At 71.3% G+C, this 25,859-nt stretch carries 22 protein-coding genes; 11 read left to right on the top strand and 11 right to left on the bottom strand.

Going from position 1 to position 25,859, the window contains the following annotated elements:
* The first annotated feature begins 12 nt into the window (after positions 1-12).
* Complete coding sequence (locus ACZ4N5_RS18985; protein WP_467758202.1) at positions 13-468, top strand: MarR family winged helix-turn-helix transcriptional regulator; 456 nt, start codon at positions 13-15, stop codon at positions 466-468.
* A 258-nt stretch (positions 469-726) separates the two neighbouring features.
* Entirely contained in the window at positions 727-3,669 is a 2,943-nt protein-coding gene (locus ACZ4N5_RS18980) for an FAD-binding and (Fe-S)-binding domain-containing protein (protein ID WP_467758201.1), read from the top strand.
* A 143-nt stretch (positions 3,670-3,812) separates the two neighbouring features.
* Here the strand turns inward: ACZ4N5_RS18980 and ACZ4N5_RS18975 are convergent, their stop codons facing one another.
* Together ACZ4N5_RS18975 and ACZ4N5_RS18970 are read right to left on the bottom strand one after the other, a co-directional pair.
* On the bottom strand, positions 3,813-5,468 hold the full coding sequence (locus ACZ4N5_RS18975; RefSeq protein ID WP_467758200.1) for a peptide-N4-asparagine amidase: 1,656 nt from the start codon (positions 5,466-5,468) through the stop codon (positions 3,813-3,815).
* Positions 5,469-5,684: 216 nt separating this feature from the next.
* On the bottom strand, positions 5,685-6,434 hold the full coding sequence (locus tag ACZ4N5_RS18970) for a L,D-transpeptidase family protein (protein WP_467758199.1): 750 nt from the start codon (positions 6,432-6,434) through the stop codon (positions 5,685-5,687).
* 222 nt (positions 6,435-6,656) lie between these two features.
* Here ACZ4N5_RS18970 and ACZ4N5_RS18965 point away from each other — a divergent pair, with 222 nt between their 5' ends.
* The 4 genes from ACZ4N5_RS18965 (at position 6,657) to ACZ4N5_RS18950 (ending at position 11,870) form a co-directional block, all read left to right on the top strand.
* Positions 6,657-8,525: an ABC transporter transmembrane domain-containing protein gene (locus tag ACZ4N5_RS18965; RefSeq protein ID WP_467758198.1), complete on the top strand. Its 1,869-nt coding sequence runs from the start codon at positions 6,657-6,659 to the stop codon at positions 8,523-8,525.
* Positions 8,522-10,366: an ABC transporter ATP-binding protein gene (locus tag ACZ4N5_RS18960; protein ID WP_467758197.1), complete on the top strand. Its 1,845-nt coding sequence runs from the start codon at positions 8,522-8,524 to the stop codon at positions 10,364-10,366. The genes ACZ4N5_RS18965 and ACZ4N5_RS18960 overlap by 4 nt, the downstream gene beginning before the upstream one ends.
* 715 nt (positions 10,367-11,081) lie before the next feature.
* A complete protein-coding gene (locus tag ACZ4N5_RS18955) occupies positions 11,082-11,552 on the top strand; it encodes a DUF5709 domain-containing protein (RefSeq protein WP_467758196.1) in 471 nt (156 codons plus the stop codon).
* A 42-nt stretch (positions 11,553-11,594) separates the two neighbouring features.
* Positions 11,595-11,870, top strand: coding sequence for a type B 50S ribosomal protein L31 (locus ACZ4N5_RS18950; protein WP_467758195.1), 276 nt, complete (start codon positions 11,595-11,597; stop codon positions 11,868-11,870).
* 225 nt (positions 11,871-12,095) lie between these two features.
* Here ACZ4N5_RS18950 and ACZ4N5_RS18945 read toward each other — a convergent pair whose 3' ends face one another.
* Positions 12,096-12,890 (bottom strand): metal-dependent hydrolase, encoded by a 795-nt coding sequence (locus ACZ4N5_RS18945; RefSeq protein WP_467758194.1) that lies wholly within the window; start codon positions 12,888-12,890, stop codon positions 12,096-12,098.
* A 145-nt stretch (positions 12,891-13,035) separates the two neighbouring features.
* On the opposite strand from ACZ4N5_RS18945, the gene ACZ4N5_RS18940 reads away from it, so the two are divergent.
* Entirely contained in the window at positions 13,036-15,549 is a 2,514-nt protein-coding gene (locus ACZ4N5_RS18940) for a DEAD/DEAH box helicase (protein WP_467758193.1), read from the top strand.
* 19 nt (positions 15,550-15,568) lie between these two features.
* Complete coding sequence (locus ACZ4N5_RS18935; protein ID WP_261703141.1) at positions 15,569-16,435, top strand: acyl-CoA thioesterase; 867 nt, start codon at positions 15,569-15,571, stop codon at positions 16,433-16,435.
* Here ACZ4N5_RS18935 and ACZ4N5_RS18930 read toward each other — a convergent pair.
* The 7 genes from ACZ4N5_RS18930 to ACZ4N5_RS18900 form a co-directional block, all read right to left on the bottom strand.
* The gene (locus ACZ4N5_RS18930) at positions 16,422-17,432 is read right to left on the bottom strand and encodes a DUF6397 family protein (RefSeq protein ID WP_467758192.1); all 1,011 of its coding nucleotides are present in this window, start codon (positions 17,430-17,432) and stop codon (positions 16,422-16,424) included. The two genes, ACZ4N5_RS18935 and ACZ4N5_RS18930, sit on opposite strands and share 14 nt — an antisense overlap.
* A 127-nt stretch (positions 17,433-17,559) precedes the next feature.
* Complete coding sequence (locus tag ACZ4N5_RS18925; RefSeq protein ID WP_261703143.1) at positions 17,560-17,973, bottom strand: roadblock/LC7 domain-containing protein; 414 nt, start codon at positions 17,971-17,973, stop codon at positions 17,560-17,562.
* Between the two features lie 199 nt (positions 17,974-18,172).
* Positions 18,173-18,778: a GTP-binding protein gene (locus ACZ4N5_RS18920; RefSeq protein WP_467758191.1), complete on the bottom strand. Its 606-nt coding sequence runs from the start codon at positions 18,776-18,778 to the stop codon at positions 18,173-18,175.
* A gap of 193 nt (positions 18,779-18,971) precedes the next feature.
* A complete protein-coding gene (locus tag ACZ4N5_RS18915; RefSeq protein WP_467758190.1) occupies positions 18,972-19,385 on the bottom strand; it encodes a DUF742 domain-containing protein in 414 nt (137 codons plus the stop codon).
* Positions 19,386-19,404: 19 nt separating this feature from the next.
* On the bottom strand, positions 19,405-19,842 hold the full coding sequence (locus tag ACZ4N5_RS18910) for a roadblock/LC7 domain-containing protein (RefSeq protein ID WP_467758189.1): 438 nt from the start codon (positions 19,840-19,842) through the stop codon (positions 19,405-19,407).
* Positions 19,839-22,394: a sensor histidine kinase gene (locus tag ACZ4N5_RS18905; RefSeq protein ID WP_467758188.1), complete on the bottom strand. Its 2,556-nt coding sequence runs from the start codon at positions 22,392-22,394 to the stop codon at positions 19,839-19,841. Before ACZ4N5_RS18905 ends, ACZ4N5_RS18910 begins: the two co-directional genes overlap by 4 nt.
* A gap of 62 nt (positions 22,395-22,456) precedes the next feature.
* A complete protein-coding gene (locus tag ACZ4N5_RS18900; protein ID WP_467758187.1) occupies positions 22,457-23,230 on the bottom strand; it encodes an MHYT domain-containing protein in 774 nt (257 codons plus the stop codon).
* A 143-nt stretch (positions 23,231-23,373) separates the two neighbouring features.
* On the opposite strand from ACZ4N5_RS18900, the gene ACZ4N5_RS18895 reads away from it, so the two are divergent.
* Positions 23,374-23,982, top strand: coding sequence for a class I SAM-dependent methyltransferase (locus tag ACZ4N5_RS18895; RefSeq protein WP_467758186.1), 609 nt, complete (start codon positions 23,374-23,376; stop codon positions 23,980-23,982).
* Positions 23,983-24,009: 27 nt separating this feature from the next.
* On the opposite strand, the gene ACZ4N5_RS18890 is transcribed toward ACZ4N5_RS18895, so the two are convergent.
* The gene (locus ACZ4N5_RS18890) at positions 24,010-24,768 is read right to left on the bottom strand and encodes an alpha/beta fold hydrolase (RefSeq protein ID WP_467758185.1); all 759 of its coding nucleotides are present in this window, start codon (positions 24,766-24,768) and stop codon (positions 24,010-24,012) included.
* A gap of 108 nt (positions 24,769-24,876) precedes the next feature.
* Between ACZ4N5_RS18890 and ACZ4N5_RS18885 the strand changes: the two genes are divergently transcribed.
* Positions 24,877-25,410, top strand: coding sequence for a PadR family transcriptional regulator (locus ACZ4N5_RS18885; RefSeq protein WP_467758184.1), 534 nt, complete (start codon positions 24,877-24,879; stop codon positions 25,408-25,410).
* A gap of 140 nt (positions 25,411-25,550) precedes the next feature.
* On the top strand, positions 25,551-25,838 hold the full coding sequence (locus tag ACZ4N5_RS18880; protein ID WP_467758183.1) for a hypothetical protein: 288 nt from the start codon (positions 25,551-25,553) through the stop codon (positions 25,836-25,838).
* The last annotated feature ends 21 nt before the right edge of the window (positions 25,839-25,859 follow it).

The raw sequence follows: 25,859 nt of genomic DNA, 5'->3' as shown, positions 1-25,859 counted from the left end.
TATTGTTCCCGCATGACCACCCCCGATGCCGACGGCCTGCTCGCCGAGCAGTTGCTGCGTCTGACGCGCCGCGTGCACCGCATCCAGAAGCGCCATCTGGAGCAGCGCGAGCTGGGCATCACCCCCGCCCAGTCTCGGCTGCTGCGCACTCTCGCGCACTACAGCTCACCACCCCGAATGGCCGATCTCGCGGAGCGCCTCGAAGTGGTGCCGCGCGCCGTGACCACGCTGGTCGACGGCCTGGAGGCGAGCGGCAAGGTGCGCCGGGCACCCGATCCCACCAACCGCCGGGTGATCCGGATCGAAGTCACGGACGAGGGGCGCATGGCGCTGCGGGAGCTGCGCGCCGCGCGCCGCGGCGCCGCGGAGGAGATCCTGGCTCCATTGACGGACGAGCAGCGCGAGGTGCTCGGCGGGCTGCTGGACACCTTGGTGGACGGCATGCCGCGGGCGGAGCACCCTTGCTGAGAGGGCTCGGCGCGGAACACCGCCGCTGAAGCGGCTCGGCGCGGAACACCGCACACTGCGACGACTCGGGGCGGTGCACCGCCGGTGAAGCGGCTCAGGGCGGGGTTGCCGCCGCTGGACCGTTCGAGCAACGGCACACCACCGCGCCGGTCAGCAGCCGGGCGGCCGACTCGGTCGTCGGTCGTCGGTCGTCGGTCGTCGGCGGCATGCAGCCGACCGGGCCGGGCTGCTCGGTGAGCCCGTGAGGAGTGGTGCGCGATGCCTCTGCTGGAGCCCGACCCCGACGCGCTGCGGCCTGACCCGCGTCCCGAGACACCCGCGGCCGACCGGGTCCCCGAGGACCGGGCCGGGGGCACTCCCGAGCCGCTGCGCGGTGACCTGACCGCCCTGCTCGGCGCCGACAAGGTACTGACCGGGATCTCCGACCTCGTGCGCTACGCCTCCGACGCCAGCCCGTACCGCTTCGTGCCGCGGGTCGTCGTGGTCCCCGAGGACATCGACGACATCTCGGCCGTCCTCTCGTACGCGCACGGCAAGGGCCGCGAGGTGGTGTTCCGCGCGGCCGGGACCTCGCTCAACGGCCAGGCGCAGGGCGAGGACATCCTCGTCGACGTACGCCGGCACTGGACGGGGGTCGAGGTCCTCGACGGCGGCGCGCGGGCCCGAATCGCTCCTGGCACGACGGTCGCCCGCGTCAACGCCACGCTTTTCCGGCACGGGCGCGTGCTCGGTCCCGATCCGGCCAGCGCGATCGCCTGCACGGTCGGCGGCGTGGTCGCGAACAACGCCTCCGGCATGACAGCGGGCACCACCCGCAACGCGTACGTCACCCTTGCCTCGCTCACGTTCGTGCTGCCGTCCGGCACGGTCGTGGACACGGCCGAACCGGACGCGGCCGAGCGGCTGGCGCACGCGGAACCGGCCCTGTGCGCCGGGCTCATGGAGCTCAAGGCGGAGATCGAGTCGGATGCCGGGCTGGTCGACCGCATCCGGGCCAAGTACGCGATCAAGAACACCAACGGCTACCGCCTGGACGCCTTCCTCGACGGTGCGACACCCGTCGAGATCCTGCGCGGTCTGATGGTCGGCTCGGAGGGCACCTTCGGCTTCATCTCGGAGGTCGTCTTCGACACCCTGCCCCTGGACCGCCGGGTCTCCGCCGCGCTGCTGTTCTTCGGCTCACTGCCGGCCGCGGCCGCCGCCGTACCCCAGTTCACCGCCGCGGGCGCCTCGGCCGTCGAGCTGATGGACGGCAACACACTGCGTGCCTCGGTGAGCGTCGAGGGCGTGCCCGGGGACTGGGCCGGGCTGCCCGGTCCGACGACCGCGCTGCTCGTCGAGTTCCGCGCTCCGGACGAGGCCGCGCAGGAGGCGTACGAGGAGAGGGCCCGCGCGGTGCTGAAGGGGCTCCCCCTCGTGTCGCCCGTGCCGTCGGTGACGAACTCCCTCACCCGCGATCAGCGGACCGTCGCCGACTACTGGAAGGCCCGCAAGGCGTTCGTCACGGCGGTCGGCAGCGCCCGTCCGTCCGGCACGACGCTGATCACGGAGGACTTCGCGGTGCCCCCCGAGCGGCTCGCCGAGGCCTGCGAGGCGCTGCTGGAACTCCAGACCCGGCACGGCTTCGACGCCGCCGTCGCGGGCCATGCCGCCCACGGCAATCTGCACTTCCTGCTGGCCTTCGACGCGTCCAGGCCGACCGATGTGGAGCGGTACGCCGCCTTCATGGACGCGTTCTGCCGGCTCACCGTCGAACGCTTCGACGGCTCGCTGAAGGCCGAACACGCCACCGGACGCAACATCGCGCCCTTCCTCGAGCTCGAATGGGGGCCCAGGGCGACGGAGTTGATGTGGCGCACGAAACGGCTGATCGACCCGGACGGAGTGCTCGCGCCGCGCATCGTGCTCGACAGTGATCCGCGCGCGCACGTACGGGGCCTGAAGACGATCCCGCACGTCGAGGCGATCGCCGACCCCTGCATCGAGTGCGGCTTCTGCGAACCGACCTGCCCCAGCCAGGACGTGACGACCACACCGCGCCAACGGATCGTGCTGCGACGGGAGATGATGCGCCAGCCCGGCGGTTCCCCGGTCGAGGACGGGCTACTGAAGGCGTACGGATACGACGCCGTCGACACCTGCGCGGGCGACTCGACCTGCAAACTCGCCTGCCCGGTCGGCATCGACACGGGCGCCCTGATGAAGAACTTCCGGCACGCCCGGCACTCGCCGCGCGAGGAGAGGGCGGCCGCGCTGGCCGCGCGGCACTTCCGCGCGCTGGAAGGCTCCGCGCGGCTGGCCGTCGCCGCCCTGGACCGGATCGGCGACCGGCGTGTGAACGCCGTGACGCGGGCCGTACGCAAGGTCGTACGCCCGGATCTCGTGCCCGAGTGGCTGCCGCGGATGCCGGGAGCCGCCGCCTCCGCGATGCCCCGTACCGAGCGCGTGGGGGCGGTCGCCGTCCATTACCCGGCCTGCGTCAACCGCATCTTCGGCGGTCCGGGAGACGTGTCGCTCGCCCAGGCCGTCGTCGCGGTCTCCGCACGCGCGGGAAAGCCGGTGTGGATTCCGGACGACGTGTCGGGGACGTGCTGCGCGACGATCTGGCACTCCAAGGGGTACGACGCGGGCAACACCGTGATGGCCAACCGCATCGTCGAGGCGGCCTGGGGATGGACCGCCGGCGGCAGACTGCCGCTCGTCGTGGACGCCTCGTCCTGCACACTCGGCATCGCACGGGAGGTCGTGCCGTATCTGACCGCCGACAACCGGGAGTTGCACGCCGCGCTCCTGATCGTCGACTCACTGGTGTGGGCCGCGGAGGAGCTCCTCCCCCATCTCACCGTGCACCGCACCCTCGGCTCCGCGGTGCTCCACCCGACCTGCTCCATGCGGCACTTGGACGACGAGGCCCAGCTGCGCACGGTGGCCGAGGCGTGTGCCGACGAGGTGGTGGTGCCCGACGACGCCGGGTGCTGCGCGTTCGCGGGCGACCGGGGCATGCTCCACAGGGAACTCACCGAGTCGGCCACCCGCAAGGAGGCGGCGTTCGTGGCCTCCCGCGACTTCGACGCGCATCTGTCGGCCAACCGCATGTGCGAGGTGGGCATGGACCACGCGACGGGCCGCGGCTACTACTCCGCCCTGCTGGCGCTGGAGCACGCCACCCGCCCAGGCGTCCGGCGGGCGGACCGGTCCTGATGTGACGCGGCCGGCCCGCCGGAAGCTGTGGTGAGGACCGCCGTCCGCTTCTCGCCCTCGCCCCGGACGGCGGTGAGGCGCGCGGCCCGCCGGGCGCAGGCGGCCGATGTCCGCGACGACCTGTACACCGCGGACGACCGGGCTCAGCAGCCGGCGCGGTCCTCCGTGAGCACCCCCTGCACGGTGACCAGGGAGCGGTCGTAGCAGCCGCCCGAGCCGTACAGCCGATAGCGCTCACTCGTCGTGGCGACCGCGTGGCGCTGGTCGCGCGGCACGTTCGCCGTGTACGTCGCGTCGCCCGTGTAGGTGTCGTCGAGCCGTGACCACGCGGTGCGCCGGCCGCCCGACGCCTCGGCCACGGCGGCCCGGTCGCCGAGCGTCAGCACGGTCCGCAGCCGGTCGTCCGCGCCGAGGGTCGTCGTGCCGTCCATCGTGTACGTCCGCCGGGTGCGCGTCGTCGCGGCGGGTCCGCGTCCGTCGACGGTCACCGCCTCGTCGTCGGTCCACGTCGCCCTCAGACCGTCCGTGTTCTCGCCGTCGGTCCAGCGGTGCACGGAACTCTGCGCGAGGGTGCGGCTGACGGTGGTCAGCACCCGGCCGTGCGAGGTGTCGAGGTATCCGGCGACCGTCAGCCGGTGCCTTCCCGCGGTGTCGACCCGGTTCTCCGAACCGGGCGTGTACGTGGACGAGTTGACGAGGTCGCCCGCCTCGGCCCGGGTCAGGGCACCGCTCACGTGGGCGCGCCGCGCGTCCTGCCAGACGAGCACGTTGACCGGCAGACTCCAGCCGGTCTGTCCCTCGGGGACGCCCACGACGGAGACGTCGATCCGGTGCGGGCGCCCGTCGTCGAGGAGTCCGGCGAACGGGGTCAGGTCGTACTCGATGGGTCTGACGTCGAAGGCGCGGGGCCCCGGAATCACGTACCAGAGGAAGGGGTTGGACCAGCCGCCGGTCCATACGGTCGGGAACGGCTCGGCGATTCCGGCGAGTTGGCCGTCGACCTTGATCTGCACCTCGCGGTAGGGGCCGTTGTCCGCCTTGCAGGAGTACGGTGCCGTGTCCGGGACCGTCAGATACCAGAACTCCTCGCAGCCGCCGCCGGACCCGGTCGCGTACACCTCCGCGATCACGCGCTCACTGTTGCGCGGAGTCGTCAGGGTGCCGTCCTGGAGGGTCAGGACACGGTCGGGAGCCGCGGTGGGCCTGCCCGCGTAGAACGTCAGCGTGGCCTTGACGTCGAGAACGCCGGTGTACGTGTCGTCGACGACGTTGCCGATGAGCATCTCGACGTCGCGGCTCCGCCGGAACGTGTCGCTGTAGCGCGTCACATCCTTCTCGACGGACCACGCGATCCCGTCGGGCGACGGCTCCGGGGTGGATGTGCGGAGGATCTCCACCCCTCCGACATGCAGATACCCGAGGCGGTCGAACTGGCGCCCCTTGACCTTGCCTTCGAGCCGGAGCACGACCTTGCTCCAGTGGTCGCCGCAGCCCGTCGGCGGGGTGTACGTACCCGTGTAGGGCGTGAAGTCGCGGAACTGCGCCTCGGCGAGGGTCACTTCGCACGACGGTGCGGCGGGCCTGCCGACGGGCGGGGCAGCGGTGACGGGGTCGTGCCAGTCGCTGCCGAACTCGGCGGGCACATCGGTCGATCGAGCGACGGCGGGCGTGGACGCGGCGGCCGCGGACACGGGAGCCGCGACGGAAGCGGTGGCCGCCGGAGCCGGGCCCGCTCCGAGGAGGGCGCTCGCCACGAGAATCGCTCCGGCGAGCATGGACATGATGACCGGTCTACTCATGTGCCGTGTTCTACGGGGCAGTTGGGCTGACCGCAATGGGGCACCCGGGCACCACGCGCCCGGGACCCGGGCCCGGGCGGGGCTTGGGCGGAACTCGCGGCCTGCATGGGGCTTGCGCGACGGCCGGGCTCGCGGGTAACGGGGCCGGCAGTGCGTCCGGACCGCCGGGTGTCCAGCCTCGCGCCGCCGCCGGTTTCCGGCCAGGACCCCCGGGCCCTAGGCCTTCAGGTCCGCCTTGTCGCCCATCACCACGACGGGGTGCTCATCCGGGTCGAGTGCGCGCAACAGGTACTCCATGGCGGGCTTGGACAGGCTCACGCATGCCGACGTGCCACCGCCGTGGTCCATGTGCAGCCAGATGCCGCCGCCCTTGTCGTCGCCCCACGGGCGGGTCGGGTCGTCCGGCGGATTGCCCTTGAGGCGGTTGTAGTCGATGGCGATGACGTAGTCGAAGTCGTGCCAGTGCGACTTCGCCCAGTAGTGCGGTGCCTGGAAGCCCTGCGACTGTGTGTACGGGAGCCGGGCGCCCGGGTCGTCGAGCACTCCACCGGCGTCGCTGAGCGTGAACACTCCCACGGGGCTCCGCTTGTCGTCCTCGTGGTGGTCGGTCGTCCAGCCCTTCTTCCCGTTGTGCGCGGCCCAGCTACGGGTCTTCTCCCAGGTCGTGCCGGACTTCGTGTACAGCACGGCCGTGGAGTTCGCGGAGTCCTTGCCCTCGCCGTAGACCGCCAGGACCTGGCGTGAATCGGACGGGATCCGGTGCTGAAGCCGGTCACCCACATCGGGGATGCGTTTCGGGTCGACCGCGGGCGCGCTCGTCCGGGCGCCCGCGCCACCGGCTCCCGCGTGTCCCTTCGTGCCGCTCCCGCTTCCGCCCTCCGGGCCACCGCAGGCCGAGAGGGTGACGGCGACGGCCCCGCAGACCATGGCGGCGAGGCCCGTTCGCATCGCACCGTTCTTTCGCATGCCGTCCATCCTCGCATCACGTGTCGGGCGAATCGCTCCGCCCCCGGATCCCGGCCAGCCGCCCTCGCTCCGGGCCGATTCCTTGCCCCGGGGCGGAAAATCGTTTGCTTTCGACCACGCTGCGACGCGAACCTTTCACGGTTTGCTACCGGCCCCCCGCGGCCGGACGGTTGCCGAAATCCGCGGCTCCCTCCACCCCCTGACACGAGCCACTGGGACGTCATGCAGATCCAAGACCTTCCGTATCCCGACCCCGGTGTGGCCGACGCGCGCTCAGGTTCCCGATTCCTGTGGTGGCTCGGGCGAAATCAGCTCGGCGGACAGTTCAAGTCCCTGGCTTGGGGGCTGCTGCACTTCCTGGCCGTTTCCGCACTGCCGTTCTGCGTCGGTCTGGCCGTCCAGGCCGTCGTCGACCACTCCGGCACCCGACTCGCCCTGACCGGCGCGCTGATGGTGCTGTGCGGCGTGTGCATCGCCCTGGGCGACACCATGCTGCACCGCACCGCGGTCACCAACTGGATCACCGCGGCCGCACGGGTCCAGCAACTGCTGGCCCGCAGAACCGCGCTGCTGGGCTCCGCGCTGACCCGGCGCGTCGCCGCGGGCGAGGTGGTCGCGGTCTCCACCGGCGATGTCGAGAAGATCGGCTGGTTCGTGGAGGGCATGTCCCGCTTCACGGCGGCCGCCGTGACGGTGGTCCTGGTCTGCGTGGCCCTGGTCGTCTACCAGCCGGCGCTGGGGGTGATCGTCGCCGTGGGCGTGCCCGTGCTGGCGGTGGCCGTGCTGCCGCTGCTGCCCCGCGCCACCCGGCGCGCCGACTTCCAGCGGGAGAAGGCGGGCCGCGCCACCGAACTGGCCTCCGACACCGTCGCGGGTCTGCGGGTGCTGCGCGGCATCGGGGGCGAGGAACTCTTCCTCGACCGCTATCGCCGCGCCTCCCAGGAGGTCCGCCGGGCCGCCGTGCGCAGCGCCCGTATGTGGTCGCTGATCTCGGCGATCCAGGTGCTGCTGCCCGGTCTGCTGATGATCGCTGTCGTCTGGCGCGGTGTGCAGCTGGCCCGGGACGGCCGGATCACGGTCGGCGAGCTGGTCACCGTGTACAGCGCCGTCATGCTGCTTGCGTACCCTTTGCGGCATTTCGAAGAGATTGCCATGGCCTATTCCTTCTCGCGTCCGTCGGCCACGCGAGCCGCCCGGGTGCTGTCCCTGGAACGGGCCATGGACAGCACCGGATCGCTCGCCGCGGACATCCCGAGCGGCGATCTGTACGACCCCGCGACCGGGCTGCTCGCTCCCGCGGGCCGGCTCACCGCCGTGGTGTGCGGCGACCCGGACGCGGCAGGGCTGCTGGCCGAGCGGCTCGGCGGACATGCCCGCGAGCAGGGCGAGGAAGTGCTCGTCGGGGGCGTGCCGACAAGCAACTCGGTGGTCCTCGGGGGCGTACCGCTGGACGAACTGCCCCTGGAGAGCGCCCGTACCGCCGTCCTCGTCCAGGACAAGGACCCGGTACTGCTCTCCGGCTCCCTGCGCGAGCTGCTCGACGTGCCCGCGTCGGGTCTCGTGAGCGCCAAGGCAGCCCTGTCCGCCGCGCAGTGCGGCGACGTGCTGGACGCGCTCACCCAGGGCTCGCTGGACGCCGAGGATCCGATGGACGCCCGCATCACGGAACGCGGGCGCTCCCTTTCCGGCGGCCAGCGCCAGCGGCTCGCGCTGGCCCGGTCCCTGATCACGGACCCGGAGGTACTCGTCCTGGACGAGCCGACGTCCGCGGTCGACTCGCACACCGAGGCCCGGATCGCCGACGGAGTGCGCTCCCTGCGCTCCGGGCGCACGACCGTGATCTTCACGTCCTCACCGCTGCTCCTGGACCACGCGGACCGGGTCGTCCTGGTCCACGAGGGCGAGGTCGTCGCGGTCGGCGTGCACCGCGAACTGGTGCACAGCGAACCGCGCTACCGGGCCGTGGTGACCCGCGAGACCGAGGAAGAGGCCGCCGTCGAAGCCGCGGAACGGACCGCTCTCGGCGGCGTGACCGTGGACGACGAGGCCGTTCTGGACGGCGTACTGGAAGAAATCGAGGAGACCGCATGATCGGCGTGGCGCCACCGGCGTACGACCCGGCCGCCCCGACGACGGCGAACACACTGCCCGTCGGCGCGCCCGCGACCGTACGCGCCTACGTGACCGAACTGTTCCAACGGCACCGCAAGGCCTTCCTGCTCCTGGTCGCCGTCAACACCGTGGCCGTCGTGGCCTCGATGGCCGGGCCCTATCTGCTGGGCTCGGTCGTCGAACGCGTCTCGGACCACGCCCGCGATCTCCATCTGGAGGCCACCGCCACCTTCTTCGTCGTCGCGCTCGTCGTCCAGGCCGTGTTCGTACGGCAGGTGCGGCTGCGCGGTGCCATGCTCGGCGAGCGGATGCTGGCCGATCTGCGCGAGGACTTCCTCGTACGGTCGGTCGGACTGCCGCCCGGCGTCCTGGAACGGGCCGGGACGGGCGACCTGCTGTCCCGCATCACCACCGACATCGACCGGCTCGCCAACGCGATGCGCGAGGCCGTGCCGCAGCTGGCCATCGGTGTGGTGTGGGCGGCACTGCTGCTCGGCGGACTCACCGTGACCGCCCCGGCGCTCGCCCCCGCCGTGCTGGTCGCCGTTCCCGTGCTGGTGGTGGGCTGCCGCTGGTACTTCAAGCGCGCGCCGTCCGCCTACCGCTCCGAGGCGGCCGGATACGCCGCCGTCGCCGCCGTCCTCGCCGAGACGGTCGATGCCGGGCGCACCGTCGAGGCCCACCGCCTGGGCCGGCGCCGCATCGAGCTGTCGGACCGCCGGGTCCAGGAATGGACGGCGTGGGAGCGGTACACGCTCTGGCTGCGCTCGGTTCTCTTCCCGGTCGTCAACGTCACGCATGTGACCGTGCTCTGCTCGGTCCTGATGATCGGCGGGTTCTTCGCCCTCCAGGGCTGGATCGGGGTGGGCCAGCTGACGACGGGTGCGCTGATCGCGCAGATGCTCGTCGACCCGGTGGGTCTTGTCCTGCGCTGGTACGACGAGCTGCAGGTCGCCCAGGTCTCGCTGGCACGGCTGGTCGGCGTCCGGGACATCGAGCCGGACGCGGGCGACCCGGCCGTGGCGCCGGACGGACGCGATGTCCACGCGGACCGGGTCCACTTCGGCTACCGCGCGGGCGTGGACGTGCTGCGGGAGGTCTCCCTGGCGGTCGCGCCCGGCACCCGGCTCGCCCTGGTCGGCCCGTCCGGCGCGGGCAAGTCCACCCTGGGCAGGCTGCTCGCCGGGATCTACGCGCCCCGGGACGGCCGGATCACGCTCGGCGGCGCCGAACTGTCCCGGATGCCCGCGGAGGAGGTCCGCTCGCACGTGGCCCTGGTCAACCAGGAGCACCACGTCTTCGTGGGCTCCCTGCGCGACAACCTGCTGCTCGCCGTCCCCCGCTCCCGGCAGCGCACCGACGAGGAGAATCCGGCCGGGACACAGGCCGCGGCCGAAGGTGCCGAATCCGTCGACGCCCAGCTGTGGGCCGCTCTCGGCGCGGTCGACGCGGACGGCTGGGCGCGGGCGCTGGACGACGGTCTGGACACCGAGGTCGGCTCGGGCGGGTTCGCGCTCACTCCGGCCCAGGCCCAGCAGATCGCGCTGGCCCGGCTGGTGCTGGCCGACCCGCACACGCTGGTCCTGGACGAGGCGACCTCGCTCCTGGATCCGCGGGCGGCCCGCCATCTGGAACGCTCGCTGGCCCGCGTCCTGGACGGTCGAACCGTCGTCGCCATCGCGCACCGCCTCCACACGGCCCATGACGCGGACGTCATCGCCGTCGTCGAGAACGGCCGCATCAGCGAGCTCGGCAGCCACGAGCAACTGGTGACGGCGGACGGCGCGTACGCGGCGCTGTGGAGGTCCTGGCACGGGTGAGCGGAGCGCCCTGCCGAGGCCACCGCCCGCCCCGCGCGAGCCGGATGCCGGCCGGGGCCACCCGGCCGCCGCGCACGAGCCGGGTGCCGAGCGGGGCCACCCGGCCGCCGCCGGTGAACCGGGTGCGGAGCGGGGGCACCTGGCCGCCGAGGGTGAACCGGGTGCGGAGCGGGGCCGCCTGACCGCCGGGGGTGAACCGGGTGCCGGCCGGGGCCACCCGGCCGCCGCACATGAGCCGGGTACACAGCGGGGCCACCCGGCCGCCGCGCATGAGCGGGGTGCCGGCCGGGGCGTCCAGGCCATGGGGCCTGCGGGCCGGGTCGGTCCGGCCCTGACGGCGGGCCGGGGAACCGTCCGCTCGGTGTAGAGCGCCGGTGTCCTCCCGCAGCTCAGCGGCGTGGGCCGACGGTGACCGGCCCCGTCGGTGGACTCGGCCGGTGCGGTACCGCTCCTCGCCCGGAGCGGCGGCGCGCCCGCCCTCGGCACACCCCGCAAGAGGCCGGCCGGGCCGGACGTCGGCCCTCGTGACGCTGCTGGTCGGCCCCTGTGGCGTTGCGCGGTGCCGAAGGGGGGTGGAAGTCTGGACGTGGGCACCCGCTCGGGGGACTCCCGGGAACCACCCGGTTCGCGCGGGGCGACGCCTGTGTCCTCGGGCCCGCGCGCCCGTCGTCGAGTACGGCGGCTCCGGTCCCGTCCGCACCCCCTGGAGGTACCCGTGGACAGCGCCGACGGATGGGGAGACGACGTCTACCAGCCCGACGGATCCGAGGTACAGGACGACGCGGGGCTGCTCGACGCAGAGGACACACTCGTCACCGACGGAGTCACTGACCCTCTGGACCGTGGCTGGTCCCCGCCGGAGCGGCCGTGGGCGGTGGAGCACCGCGGGGTGACCGCCTCGGAACGCCGGGCGGGCGAGACCCTGGACCAGCGCCTCGCCGAGGAGCTGCCCGACATCGCCGAACCCGACGGAGACGGCATCGGCGACTGCCAGGGCACCGACGGAGAGCCCCTCGACAACGAGGTGGGTGCCCTCCGCTCCGGCCGTCTGGTGGCCCCGAACGAAGGCGCGCACGAGGACGAGGAGAGCGGGCTCATCGCCACGGACATCGGCATCGACGGCGCCGCGGCCTCGGCGGAGGAAGCCGCGATGCACATCGTCGACGAGGACGCCGTGTCCGGCTGACCGACACCCGTCCCCGTCCCGCGCCTGCCCCAAGGAGCTCCCATGCAGCAGGACAAGCAGCCCGACTACCACCCCGTGGTCTTCCGCGACCGCACCGCCGGCTACGCCTTCCTCACACGCTCGACCGCGACGAGCGACCGGACCATCGATTGGGACGACGGCGAGACCTACCCGGTCGTGGATGTCGAGATCTCCTCGGAGAGCCACCCCTTCTACACGGGCAAGGCCCGCACGGTGGACTCGGAGGGCCGCATCGCCCAGTTCGAGCGACGGTTCGGAGGCGGGGAGCCGGGGTCCGGCGCAGCGGACAACGGCTGAGCGGGACGGACGCCATCCCCTGAGTGATGGACGTCCCACCGCCCGAGCCGGACACCCGGGCGGACCGTCGCTCCCGCAACCGCACACCGCCACTGAGGGCACGAGCCCCCCCGGTACCGGCCGGCGAGACCGCCGAAGCCGAGCGCCGGGGCGGCCGGGGAGGCACCGGGCGCCGGCGGGGCCCGGGAGGGGCCGAGCGTCGGTCCGGCTCAGGAGGAGACGGACTCAGATGAAGTTCAGGGCCGCCGCGCAGCCCACGGCGCCCAGCAGCATGAACACCGGCGTCAGCACCTTGAGCTCGACCCAACTGCCCGCGCGGAAGCGCATCACCTTGGGCGGGCCTATCGGGTACCAGCGCTTGCGGCCGACCGGGATGGGCCACAGGATCGGGCAGCCCGACACCGTCAGGGCGTCCCCGATGTCGTGCACCAGGGCGCCGAGGACGATCGGCAGGCCGAGCCACAGGTACTCCTGGCCCGGCGCCGTGAACAGCCAGTTCGCGCCGTTGCCCGGCTTGTCCAGGGTCTGCGCGAGGATCCACGAGCTCGTCGCGGCGAGCAGCCAGACCAGGACGTCGCTGCTCGAACCGCGGGCGGCCCGCCACAGCAGCCCCTCGATGGCGAGCACCATGTGCACGAAGAGGATGGCCAGGACCGCCCAGCGGCCGCAGGTGATCGCCAGCACCGCCGTGCCCGATCCGATCATCACCGCCCACAGCCAGGTGTGGGTCAGCGTGCGGTGACCGCCGTTGCGCCGGGGGTCGCCCGGCTTCCTGGTCCCCTTGTAGGCGGCGTAGGAGAGTTTGTCGACGATCTCGCACAGCCTTCGTGACACCGGTCCGAAGGCGTTCGAGATGGTGGCGGCCTTGTGGTCCAGGTCCGGGGCCAGAGCGGCTCCGGCGCAGATCAGGGCGCCGACGAGCAGGACCGGCCAGGGCATCGTGTGGCCCGCCGCGGCTGCGGCCGCTCCGACGCCCAGCCAGGCCGCAGCCCCCGACAGTGAGTGTGCTGGTCCCATCATGGCCGTTCCCCGCCCCATTCCTCTTGTACCGCTGTCCAGTTGTCCGTGCACGCTGACGCGACGCCGGCGCCACAGCGTAGCGGTCGTGATCTTTCCCCGAGCATCCGATTCCCCCATCACGTGTATCGACAGGCAAGATGGGGGCGTGACCCTTATCGATCAGCTGCCGCAGACCGCAGATCCCGACGCCCTCTACGAAGCCTTCGAGTCGTGGGCCGGAGAACGCGGTCTCACGCTCTACCCCCATCAGGAGGAGGCGCTGATCGAGGTGGTCTCGGGTGCGAACGTGATCGTCTCGACGCCCACCGGCTCGGGCAAGAGCATGATCGCCGCGGGTGCGCACTTCGCCGCGCTCGCCCGGGACGAGGTCACTTTCTACACGGCGCCGATCAAGGCGCTCGTCTCGGAGAAGTTCTTCGAGCTGTGCAAGATGTTCGGCACCGAGAACGTCGGCATGCTCACCGGCGACGCCTCCGTGAACGCCGACGCTCCGGTGATCTGCTGCACCGCCGAGGTCCTGGCGTCGATCGCGCTGCGGGACGGCAAGCACGCCGATGTCGGTCAGGTCGTCATGGACGAGTTCCACTTCTACGCCGAGGGAGACCGGGGCTGGGCCTGGCAGATCCCGATCCTGGAACTTCCCCAGGCGCAGTTCATCCTGATGTCGGCGACACTCGGCGACGTCTCGATGTTCGAGAAGGACCTCACTCGACGCACCGGCCGCCCCACCGCGGTCGTCCGCTCGGCGACCCGGCCCGTCCCGCTGTCCTACGAGTACGTGCTCACTCCGCTGACGGAGACGCTCACCGAGCTGCTCGCCACCAAGCAGGCCCCCGTCTACATCGTGCACTTCACCCAGGCACAGGCCGTGGAGCGGGCGCAGGCGCTGATGAGCATCAACATGTGCACGCGTGAGGAGAAGGACCGGATCGCCGAGCTGATCGGCAACTTCCGGTTCACCACCAAGTTCGGCAGCAACCTCTCCCGTTACGTACGCCATGGGATCGGTGTGCACCACGCCGGCATGCTGCCCAAGTACCGACGGCTGGTGGAGAAACTGGCGCAGGCCGGTCTTCTGAAGGTCATCTGCGGCACGGACACCCTCGGTGTCGGCGTCAACGTCCCCATCCGCACCGTGCTGTTCACCGCGCTGACGAAGTACGACGGGACGCGGGTACGCACCCTGCGCGCCCGCGAGTTCCACCAGATCGCCGGCCGCGCCGGGCGCGCGGGGTTCGACACGGCGGGCTACGTCGTCGCTCAGGCGCCGGAGCACGTCATCGAGAACGAGAAGTCGCTCGCCAAGGCGGGCGACGACCCGAAGAAGCGCCGCAAGGTGGTGCGCAAGAAAGCTCCGGAGGGCTTCGTCGGCTGGACGGAGAACACCTTCGAAAAGCTCATCACCTCCGATCCCGAGCCGCTGAACTCGCGCTTCCGCGTGACGCACACCATGCTGCTCTCGGTGATCGCCCGGCCCGGCAACGCCTTCGACGCGATGCGGCATCTGCTGGAGGACAACCACGAGCCGCGCAAGCAGCAGTTGCGGCACATCCGGCGAGCCATCGCGATCTACCGCTCGCTTCTCGACGGCGGCATCGTGGAGAAGCTCGACGAGCCCGACCCGACCGGCCGCATCGTGCGGCTCACCGTCGATCTCCAGCAGGACTTCGCGCTCAACCAGCCCCTGTCGACGTTCGCGCTCGCCGCTTTCGAGCTGCTGGACCCCGACTCCCCCTCGTACGCCCTGGACATGGTGTCCGTCGTGGAGTCCACGCTGGACGAGCCGCGGCAGATCCTCGCCGCCCAGCAGAACAAGGCCCGTGGCGAGGCCGTGGCCGCGATGAAGTCCGATGGTGTCGAGTACGAGGAGCGCATGGAGCGGCTCCAGGACGTGTCGTACCCCAAGCCGCTGGAGGAGCTGCTCTTCCACGCGTACAACACCTACCGCAAGAGCCATCCGTGGGTCGGTGACCACCCGCTGTCGCCGAAGTCCGTCATCCGCGACATGTACGAACGGGCGATGTCCTTCACGGAGTTCGTCTCCTTCTACGAGCTCGCCCGCACCGAGGGCATCGTCCTGCGCTACTTGGCCAGTGCCTACAAGGCCCTTGAGCACACCGTCCCGGACGACCTCAAGTCCGAGGACCTGGAGGACCTGATCGCCTGGCTGGGCGAGATGGTGCGACAGGTCGACTCCAGCCTCCTCGACGAGTGGGAACAGCTCGCCAACCCCGAGGTGATGACGGCCGAAGAGGCCCAGGAGAAGGCCGACCAGGTCAAGCCGGTCACCTCGAACGCCCGCGCCTTCCGTGTCCTCGTCCGCAACGCGATGTTCCGCAGGGTCGAGCTCGCCGCTCTGGACAACGTCGACGAACTCGGCGAGATGGACGGCGACTCCGGCTGGGACGTCGATGCCTGGGGCGAGGCGATGGACAAGTACTGGGACGAGTACGAGGACCTCGGTACGGGTCCCGACGCCCGTGGCCCCAAGCTGCTGTCGATCGTGGAGGAGCCGCAGAACGGACTGTGGCGTGTCCGCCAGACCTTCGCGGACCCGAACGGCGATCACGACTGGGGCATCAGCGCGGAGGTGGACCTCGCGGCCTCCGACGCCGAAGGCCGTGCCATCGTCAAGGTCACCGACGTCGGACAGCTGTGAGCACAGGAGAATCCCACCGATGACGAACCCTGCCGAGAAGCTTGTCGACCTGCTCGACCTGGAGCAGATCGAGGTCAACATCTTCCGGGGCCGCAGTCCGCAGGAGTCCCTCCAGCGGGTCTTCGGCGGCCAGGTGGCGGGCCAGGCGCTGGTCGCCGCCGGCCGCACCACCGAGGGCGACCGGCCGGTGCACTCGCTGCACGCGTACTTCCTGCGTCCGGGCCGGCCGGGCGTCCCGATCGTGTACCAGGTCGAACGGGTGCGGGACGGACGATCGTTCACCACGCGCCGCGTCACCGCTGTGCAGCAGGGCCGCACGATCTTCAATCTGACCGCCTCCTTTCACAAGCCCGAGGAAGGGAGCTTCGAGCACCAGTTGCCGCCGGCGCGCGAGGTGCCGGACCCCGAGTCCCTGCCGACGGTGACGCAGGAGATCGAGGAGCATCTGGGCGTTCTTCCGGAAGCGCTGGAGCGCATGGCGCGACGCCAGCCTTTCGACATCCGCTATGTGGACCGGCTGCGCTGGACGCCCGAGGAGACCAAGGGCGCCGAGCCGCGCAGCGCGGTGTGGATGCGTGCCGTCGGACCGCTGGGCGACGACCCGCTCGTGCACACCTGTGCTCTCACCTACGCGAGCGACATGACTCTCCTGGACGCTGTCCGAATACCGGTGGAACCGCTGTGGGGTCAGCGCGGTTTCGACATGGCGTCGCTGGACCACGCCATGTGGTTCCACCGGCCGTTCCGCGCGGACGAGTGGTTCCTGTACGACCAGGAGTCGCCGATCGCGACGGGCGGCCGCGGTCTGGCACGCGGACGCATCTACGACCGGGAGGGACGCCTGCTCGTCTCGGTCGTGCAGGAGGGCCTTTTCAGGGCGCTGTAGGCGGGCGCGTGTCCGGGTTCCTGCGGCGCAGCCATCCGAGCAGCCTCCGTGACCGCGCGGACTCCGTCGTGAGCGGGTCGCCCACTGCGGCGAGCCGTTCTCGCGCGGCGCGCGGAGCACTGGCTGGTGACGTCCGGGCTGCCGGCATTGGAGCCCCTGCCTGCCGGCCGGCAGACGCTGCAGGAGCCGACCCCGGGGCCCCGACGGTTGAGGCATGCGGTGTCGGGCGGGGCGCGGGGCGGTCCTCCCGCGCTTCGCTGACGCTCTGACCCAGGTCAGCCCTGAGCCAGCTGATCTCGTCGGGGTCGTCCGCCGTCGTGATGCGCTCGGCGATCCGGGCCCCGGGCGAGTCCGGCGCGGCTTGTGAAACAGGCGCGGGCCGGAGGCGATTGAGATGGGCGCGCTCGTCGGGATCCTTGACGATCTCGGCCACTTGGACGGGGTCGAGCAGGGACGCCACCACGGCGGCCCGGGCCCAGGGATCCTCGGTCTGCCTCAGCAGGAACCCCATGTGACGGCCACGCCAGTTGCGAGGACGGAGGTCCAGGCCTTCGTCGAGCTGATCGCGGAGACCTTCGGGTGTCCGACCGCTCAGCAGCGGCGCGTTCTGCTTGTCGGTGGCGAACTGCCGCAATTCTTCGGCGAGGTAGAGCCAGACGACCACCCGGTAGCGGTTCAAATAGAATTTGACCGGCACCACCAATCCCAGGCGCGCGAGGCGGGTGAACCGGGTGCTCGTGACGCCCATGAGAGCGGCGCCCTCCGTAGTGCCGACGGCCTTCACCCGCTCGCGCAGCGCCTCCGGGAAACCGGCTTCGGCGCGCACCCGGTCGATCTCCGCGCGTGCGACCCGGCGTCCCCCGCCTCCCTCGTCGGGAACCGAGCGCACGCAGCCGAGGTGCAGGGCGAGGTCGAACTCGCCGCGCCTGAGCTCCAGTTCCCGTGCGGCCCGACTGAGCGAGGAGGTGGCGGACGGCGTGATGGTGTTGCCGGACATGACGGTCTCCCCTGTGGTGTCGGAGGCTCGCGCCGGTGTGCGCTCGCCTCGGGAAAAACCGTATCCGGCTCGACGGACATCGCGGCGAGCCTGTGGAAAACTCCGGCCGCGACGACATATCGGCAGGTCAGAGGTCTGAAGCGGGCTTGCCTTCCGGTTGCCGCGCATCCACGCGAAGGTGTTCGCCGACGCGGTTCACCAGCAACGTCATCTCATAGGCGACCTGGCCGATGTCCGCCTCCGCCCCGCTGAGGACGGACAGACAACTCCCCGCGCCGGCCGCGGTGACGAAGAGCACCGCGTCGTCGAACTCGACCATCGTCTGCCGTACTTGCCCGGCACCGAAGTGGCGGCCGGAGCCCTTGGCCAGGCTGTGCAGTCCCGACGACACCGCGGCGAGGTGTTCGGCGTCCTCCCGCCGGAGTCCTGTGCTCGCGCCCGTCACCAGCCCGTCGTTGGACAGCACCAGCGCGTGCCGAACGTGCTCGACGCGCTCGGTCAGGTCGTCCAGCAACCAGCCAAGTCCCGTGTTCTGCTCCATGATCCGGTCTCCCCGTGTGTCGTTCCCCCCTGGCCGGAGGACTCGACCAGCAAGCCTTCCCCACCGCCGCCGTCCGGGCAAGGCGGATGGGTGGCATGGCAGAGAAGATGGCCGACGAGCAGGTGCGGCGGTCACGCAAGAGGGAAGGCGAGCGGGTGCCCGGGGGTCCGAGCGGGGCCGACGGAGATGTCGAGCGGCCTCAGCCGACGGAGTCGAGAAGCCGGGCGGTGTGTACCCTCCCGGCGTATTCGACGAGCCGGATCAGTACCTCCTTCCCGGAGTCGCGGTCACGGGCGTCGCAGAGGACGACCGGCGTGCCCCGGTCGAGGTCGAGGGCGCGGGACACGTCCTGGGCCCCGTACGCGCGAGCGTCCGCGAAGCAATTGACGGCCACCACGAACGGGATGCTTCGGTGCTCGAAGTAGTCCACCGCGGGGAAGCAGTCCTCGAGCCGGCGGGTGTCCGCGAGGACGACGGCACCCAGAGCGCCCGTCGACAGCTCGTCCCACAGGAACCAGAAGCGGTCCTGGCCGGGTGTTCCGAAGAGATAGAGCGAGAGGCCGGACCTGATGGTGATGCGTCCGAAGTCCATGGCCACGGTCGTGGTGACCTTCTGGCCCACTCCGCCGGTGTCGTCCACCGACTGACCGGCCTCGCTCAGCAGTTCCTCGGTGCGCAGCGGCCGGATCTCGCTGACCGCGCCCACCAGGGTGGTCTTTCCCACGCCGAACCCACCGGCGACCAATATCTTCAATGCCAGGGCGGTCGAGTCGCCGCCCAGGGCATCGGAGTTCTCGGAGACCATCGATCACTTCTCTCGGGAGTGCCGACAACCGCCGGCATCGGTACGTCTGTACGGGTGCGCGAAGTGAGCATCATGACAACTGCGGCTCCGGCGAACAGGGTTGGACCGCACATTGCCTCTTGCGACCGGAACACACCCATTCAGTGCCCAGGGGTGAACGCGAAGAGCCGCAGCGCCGACCGATACGGATCGCCTAGAGCGCCCTCAGCCCCTCGATCACCTCGCGGAGAATTCGCTCGTCGGGCAGTTGGGCGGGCGGCACCGGGCGGGACACGGTGACACAACTCCGTTCCAGGAGGTCACCCAGGAGCACCCTGACCACACCTACGGGAAGATCGGCGCCCGCGGCCAGTTCGGCGACCGACTGCGTTTCGGTACGGCACAGTTCGATCAGGGTGCGGTGCTCCGGACCGAGCGAGGTGTCCTCGTCGGCTCCTGGTGCGGCCCTGTCGAGCGTGACCAGGGCGATCAGATCGAAGTGCATCCCGGCCGGACCGGCTTTGGTTCGGCCGCCCGTCATGGCGTAGGGGCGGACGAGTGGTCCCGCCTCCTGGTCGTACCACTGGCTGCCCGGCTGTGGCGGGCAGCCCGGTGTGTCTTCGGTCATCTGCACAGGCCGTCCTCGGTCATCCTGCCGCGGGCGGCTGTACCGCGACGCGCGGCGGGGCGTGGAGATGTTCGCCGACGCGCTTGACCAGGAGCGCCATCTCGTAGGCCACGAGGCCGATGTCGGCGGTGACGGCGGTCAGGACGGCGAGGCACGAACCGTCCCCCGCCGCGGCGACGAACAGGAACCCCTCGTCCATCTCCACCATCGTCTGGCGTACCCCGCCCGCGCCGAAGTGGCGACCCGCTCCCTTGGCCAGACTGTGGAATCCGGAGGCGACGGCGGCGAGATGTTCGGCGTCCTCGCGCCGGAGGGCGGTGGACGCGCCCACCGCCAGTCCGTCGTTCGACAGCACGACGGCGTGTCGTACTTCGGTCACGCGCACCACCATGTCGTCCAGCAGCCAGTCGAGTTCGCCGGACCGCTGGGCGGTTCCCGTGCTCGGGTCCTGGATCATGCGGGGTCTCCTTCGCTGCTGTCTCTGCCCGCTTCGGGGCGGGGGGTGGCGCCGACGTCGGGTGACCGGCCGCCGCCGCGTACCCAGCCGGCCCGGTACGCGGCCATGCGCGCCCGTACGAGTTCGGGTGTGCGCTCGTCGTCCGTCGTGGACACCGGGGGCTCGACCGGATCCTCGGAACGCAGTCCACGCAGTTGGGGGGCGAGGTTCGCCTGGCGCACACGGCGTGGAAGTTCGTCGGAGCCCTCGGAGTCGTCCTGGGGACGGTGCAGACGGAGCGCCGCGACCGCCGGGGGCGCGGTCTCCTTCGAACCGTTCGCCGCAGGCGGGGTCTCCCGTGCACCGTTCGCCGGGGCTTCGGAAACCCTCGGGCTCGGGGGGACCAGTGCGGGCCGCTCGGTGGCGGCCTGGACGGCGTCGTGCTCCGGAGCGGCCGACACGCGCGCGTACTGCCTTTCCAGCGGCCTGTCCGTGTCGGCCTTGCGGAGGGAACGTTCCGCCGGGCCGTCGTGCAGCAGCGCCGTGGGCAGCAGGACGACCGCGGTGGTGCCCCCGTAGGGCGAGGTCTGCAGGTGCACCCTGATCCCGTGCCGGGCCGAGAGCCTGCTCACCACGAAGAGGCCGAGCCGGTCGCTGTCGAACAGGTCGAGCGCCTCGGACTGCTCAATGCGCCGGTTGGCCTCGGCGATCCTCTCCTTGCCCATGCCCAGCCCGCGGTCCTCGACCTCGATCACGTAGCCGTTTCCGACCGGTTCGCCGGTGATCCGTACTCTGGTGTGCGGAGGCGAGAACTGGGCGGCGTTCTCGACGACTTCCGCCAGAAGGTGGGTGAGGTCGGCGACCGCTCCGCCGACCACGGCCGCCTCGGGGAGTTGCCGTACCTCCACGCGCGCGTAGTCCTCGACTTCGGAGACGGCCGCCCGGACCACGTTCGTCAGCGAGACGGGCCTTCGCCAGGCCCGTCCGGGGGCGGCTCCGGAAAGGATGATCAGGCTCTCCGCGTGACGCCGCATCCGTGTGGTGAGGTGGTCGAGCCGGAACAGGTCGCTCAGCTCGTCCGGGTCTTCGGACCTGCGCTCCATGGCGTCCAGGAGATTCAGCTGCCGGTGCACGAGTACCTGGCTGCGCCGGGCGAGATTGACGAAGACCCCGGAGATGCCACCGGCCAGCTCCGCGCGCTCGATCGCGGCCCGCAGAGCGGCTCGGTGCACCGTGTTCAGTGCCTGGGCGACCTGTCCGGTCTCGTCCTCCGAGGGCCGCCCCAGCGGGGCCTCGTCGTCCACGTCGACCGCGTCGCCCGCGCGCAGTCTGCGCATGGCTTCGGGAAGTTTCCGGCGGGCGATGTCCAGTGCGCTGTCACGCAGGCCGACGAGTTCGACGACGAGGTCGCGTCCGATGCGTACGGAGATGATCAGCGAGGCGATGACGGCGGCGAGGCCGAAGAGGACCGCGGCACCGGCGGGGGTGAGCAGGGAGTGCCCGAGCGGGTCGCTCCCGTCCGCGACGCTCCGGCCCGCGTCGGCCTCGACCGTGCGCATCCCGTCGCTCACGCGCTCGTGAGCGATGTTCCAGACGGTCTCCGGTGCGGTGTCGAGGGCCTTGGCGCCGGGGCGCGAGACGAGCACCTTGTCCTCGACGGCGCGCACGTCGTCGTACGCGCTCCCCTCCACGAGGTCGTTCCAGGCGGCTCGTTCGGGCCCGCCGAGATCCGGCGCGGCGGCGTCCGTCAAGGTGCGGCGGGTATCGACGGCCCCCGTGAACAGCCGTAGCCGCTCGCCGTCGAGGGTCCCGGCGAGCCGGGCCCCGCCGAGCACGGCGTTCTCCTGGGCGAGCGCTTCCCCCGCCCGGGAGAATTCGAGCAGGACGCGCGCGTCGGAGCGCAGGCCCGCGCCGGAGATACCGGTGAGCGCTCCGTCGACACCGAACGCCGTCGAAATGGTCCTGGTGTACTCCCCGTACGCCTCGTCCCATCCGGTGCGGCGTTCCAGTACGCCAGTGCGCAGCGACCGCAGTCGCTCCGCGTCGGCGACGAAGGCGGTGAGCCGCCCTGCGACTCCGGCAGGCAGGTCGGCGCCGTCGGCGACTGTGTTGTGGTCCCCCAGGCGCAGTTTCGCGACGGCGCGGTCGGTGAGCCGTGAGAGGTCCTTGAAGTCGCTCGGCGGCACCGTGGCGGGGTCGGTGGCATAGCGGACGGCTTCCGCCCGTTCGGCCTGGAGCGCGGCGACCGCGGCGTCGACAGGGGCCCGGACCGTCGAGTCCACGCGTTGCAGCTGCCGCAGCCGCGCGACGTCCTGCGCCGTGCTCACCGTGGCGTAGGCCCACAGGGCGAGCAGGGAGACGATCGGCACCATCAGCAGGCTGACGATCTTGGCCCGGACGGTGCGGGGCCGGATGTGCCACCGCACCGCGCGCGCGAGTGCTTCCGGCGAAGGCCCGACGACGGGTTCGCCGATGTCCGTGCCCTCGTCGGCCGGCGGGCCCGCGTGCGCACGCCGACCGCGCACCGGCGGTGGCTGGGTGCCGGCTTTGGTGGTCCTACGGGGTGTACGCATGGCCTCCTCGATCGGAGAGGTTCGGGGGTGCCGTCCGGACCGCGGCGGCTGTCGGACCGCTGTCAGCGGGCGACGCTCTCGACCGGCCGCTGGGACGGCGCGGACGCCTCGGGCCGGCCGGACATCGGGGACAGTGCGACGAACGCCGCAGTCAAGAAGAGGTAGGACCCGAGACCGACGGCGAGGGGGAAGATGAACTGCATCGCCGCGACCCCGGGCAGTGAACCGCCGGAGGGGCTCACGCGTACGCTCACCGCCATCATTCCGGTGTAGTGCATGCTGCTCACCGCGCCGCCCATGACAAGGGAGGCGACGGCCACCGCCACGGGGGACCTGATGGAGAGCGCGGCCCACAGGGCGGCGGTCGCCGCGATCACGCCGATCACGACGGAGAGCCCGACGAGTGCCGGGTCGTAGCGCACCTGGCCGTGCAGCCGCAGTGCCGCCATGCCCAGGTAGTGCATGCTCGCGACGCCGAACCCGGTGGTGAGCCCGCCGAGGACGAGTGCGCGGTGCCGGTCGCGGCCGTAGCCGACGGCGAAGAGGCCCGCGCCGACGACGGCCATGGCGACCAGCAGACTGAAGATGGTCAGCGGCACGTTGTAGCGGATCTCCGTGCCGGTGACACCGAATCCGAGCATCGCCACGAAGTGCATCGTCCAGATGCCGGTGCCGATCGCGGAGGCCGCCGCGAGGAGCCAGTTGCGGCGCGACGGTCCGGTGGCGTCGAGTGCGCGGACCGTGCAGCGCAGCCCCAGCGCGGAGCCTATGCATGCCATCGCGTACGACAGTACGGGGGTCAGCCAGCCGAAGGCGGCGTGGTCCATGTGTCCCATGACCCAGGGACGCTAGTGCGCGCTGGGGCGCACAACCGGGGCGCATTTCGAAAGCTGTTGCAAAGTGACGAAGAGGTGCACCTGAACGATCGCGTCAGGCTCGAACGTGTGCGCCGCGTCATCCTTCGTGTCGGTGAGAGATCATGCGGCACATGAGCGACGACCACACACACGTCCAGGAGTTCTTCGGCGCGCGCGCCGCCGAATGGGACAGCCGGTTCCCCGACGACGGGCCCGCGTACGCGGCCGCAGTGGCACGCATGGGGCTGTGCGCGGGTGACCGCGTGCTCGACGCGGGCTGCGGCACTGGACGGGCCCTGCCTCCATTGCGCGCGGCCGTGGGCGGCACCGGGGTGGTCGTCGGAGCCGATCTGACGCCGGCCATGCTGGAGGCCGCCGTTCGGGCGGGACGCGACCACGACGGGCACCTGCTGCTGGCCGATGTCACCGGACTGCCGCTGCGTACGGAGTCGCTGGACGCGGTGTTCGCGGCCGGACTCGTCGCCCATCTGCCGAACCCGGGTGAGAATCTGCGGGAGTTGGCCCGGGTGGTACGCCCCGGAGGCACGCTGGCCCTCTTCCACCCGATCGGCCGGGCGGCCCTAGCGGCCCGCCAGGGACGACAGATCACTCCGGACGACCTTCGTGCCGAGGCCAACCTGGGGCCCCTGCTGGCCGGTTCGGGCTGGGACATGACCTCGTACGTGGACGAGGACGCCCGCTTCCTCGCGCTGGCCGTACGCCGGGGTTGACCGCCGGCCGGATCCGGTGATCGGCCGTCAGGCCGTGCCGGCGACGGCCGCCGCGAACGCATCGGGGTTGTCGAACATGATGTTGTGTCCGGCACCCGGCACGGTCACGACGTGCACCCCTGCCGCCTCCAGGCCTTCCGCTCCCGGCAGTTCACCAGTGAGCTCGCCCTGGAGGTAGACACGCTCCACGGTCAGCCCGACGAGCAGCTGACGCATCGTCGGGCTGGTGCCCTGGCTGAGCCCCTTCGCCGTGCGGTGCAAGGCGCGCGGGTCGGCAAGGCGCATTGTCGCGGCCCAGGAGGGACCGACCTTTTCGAGCACGCGCGCGTGACCGCCGTTCTCGACGTAGTCGTCCTCCTCGTAGGAGGCGATGCCGCTGCCGCCCGGGGCGGCCGGACGGTACGGGTCGAGGTTGGCCTCCACGAGGACGAGCCGCGAGACGAGCTCGGGCCGGTGATGGGCCAGCACGATGGCGACAGCACCGCCCATGCTGTGTGCGACGAGTTCCCCCCCGGTGACCTGAGCGGCGTCCAGGGCGACCGCCAGGGCCCTGGCGTGGTCCTCCAAGGTGTAGCCGAAGTCCGCGGGCCGGTCGCTGATGCCGTGGCCGGGCAGGTCGACGAACAGGGTGCGGCGCCCCGCCAGTTCGGGCCGGGCCGCTATGTGGGCGTTGTAGACCGTCGAGGCCGACCCCAGACCGTGCACGTACACGCGCGCGGGTCCAGCGCCCGCCGCCTCGGTCCAGCGGATCTCGCTTCCCCTGCCGTCGAACTCGGCCTGCCGCATAGCGCACTCCCCTGTCGCCGTTCCTTCGTTCCCACTGCCCCAGGAGCATACATCGGTTCCGATGTATAAAAGAAGCGATGTACAACGTCGGTGGGGCAGAATGTGGACATGCTGGAGCTGGCCATCCTCGGATTTCTGTACGACGCCCCGCTGCACGGCTACGAGCTGCGCAAACGCATCACCGCCCTGACGGGCCATGTGAAGCCGGTGGCGGAGAGCACGCTGTATCCCGCCATCAAGCGGCTGGAGAACGGGCAGTTGCTGGAGCGGGCCACACAGCCGGGCTCGGTGGCCGCCCCGCGTCACGTCCTCACACTCACCGAGGAGGGCGAGCACGAGCTGCGCCGCAGGCTCGCGGACCCGGCGCCACGGGACATCACGGACGAGAACCGCTGGTTCACGGTGCTCGCCTTCCTGCGACATCTGCAGGACCCCGAGGCGCAGGCCGCCGTACTGCGTCGCAGGCTGGCCTTCCTGGGGGAACCCGCGAGTTTCTTCTACGACGGCGACCGGCCGCTGCGTGCCGAGGAGCTGGACGACCCCTTCCGACGCGGCATCCTCACCATCGCGCGGGCCACCAGCCAGGCCGAACTGACCTGGCTGCGGACCATCCTCGACTCACTCGATTCGGCCGGCCGCTGAGACGGGGCAGAGCTTCACCGGGCCGTCCCCCTTCTGTCGCCGCGACTCCATCTCTACGTTGAGTAGCAGCAAGCGCACGATCAGCGATCACGCAGGGGGATGGTGACCCGATGTCCGGCATATTCGGCAGACTCCGCACGATGGGACGCAGGAAGACGGCCGAACGGCCCGAGGGGCGCCCGCCGGAGACGGCTCGGAAGGAGAGAAAGCGCACATACAACCTCTTCGAGGCGGCCGCGGTGTACGTGTCCGCGTGCGCGGAGGACAACCAGGAGCAGATCGACGAGGCGGCCGCCTGGGTGTCGCCGGAGGCACTTTCGTTCGGGGTGAACGAGCTGGCCTGCCGGGCCGTTATCGCCCTCGCCCGTGAGCGGGACGAGTCGCCGCAGGCCGTCGCCCGTACCCGGCTCGGACTGCCCGCGGCCTGACCTGGGCGGGCCCGACCGGGC

Source organism: Streptomyces sp. NPDC026500, from assembly GCF_055567635.1.
The sequence above is the reverse complement of the archived record's forward strand: the minus strand, read 5'-3'. Positions and strand labels throughout refer to the sequence as shown.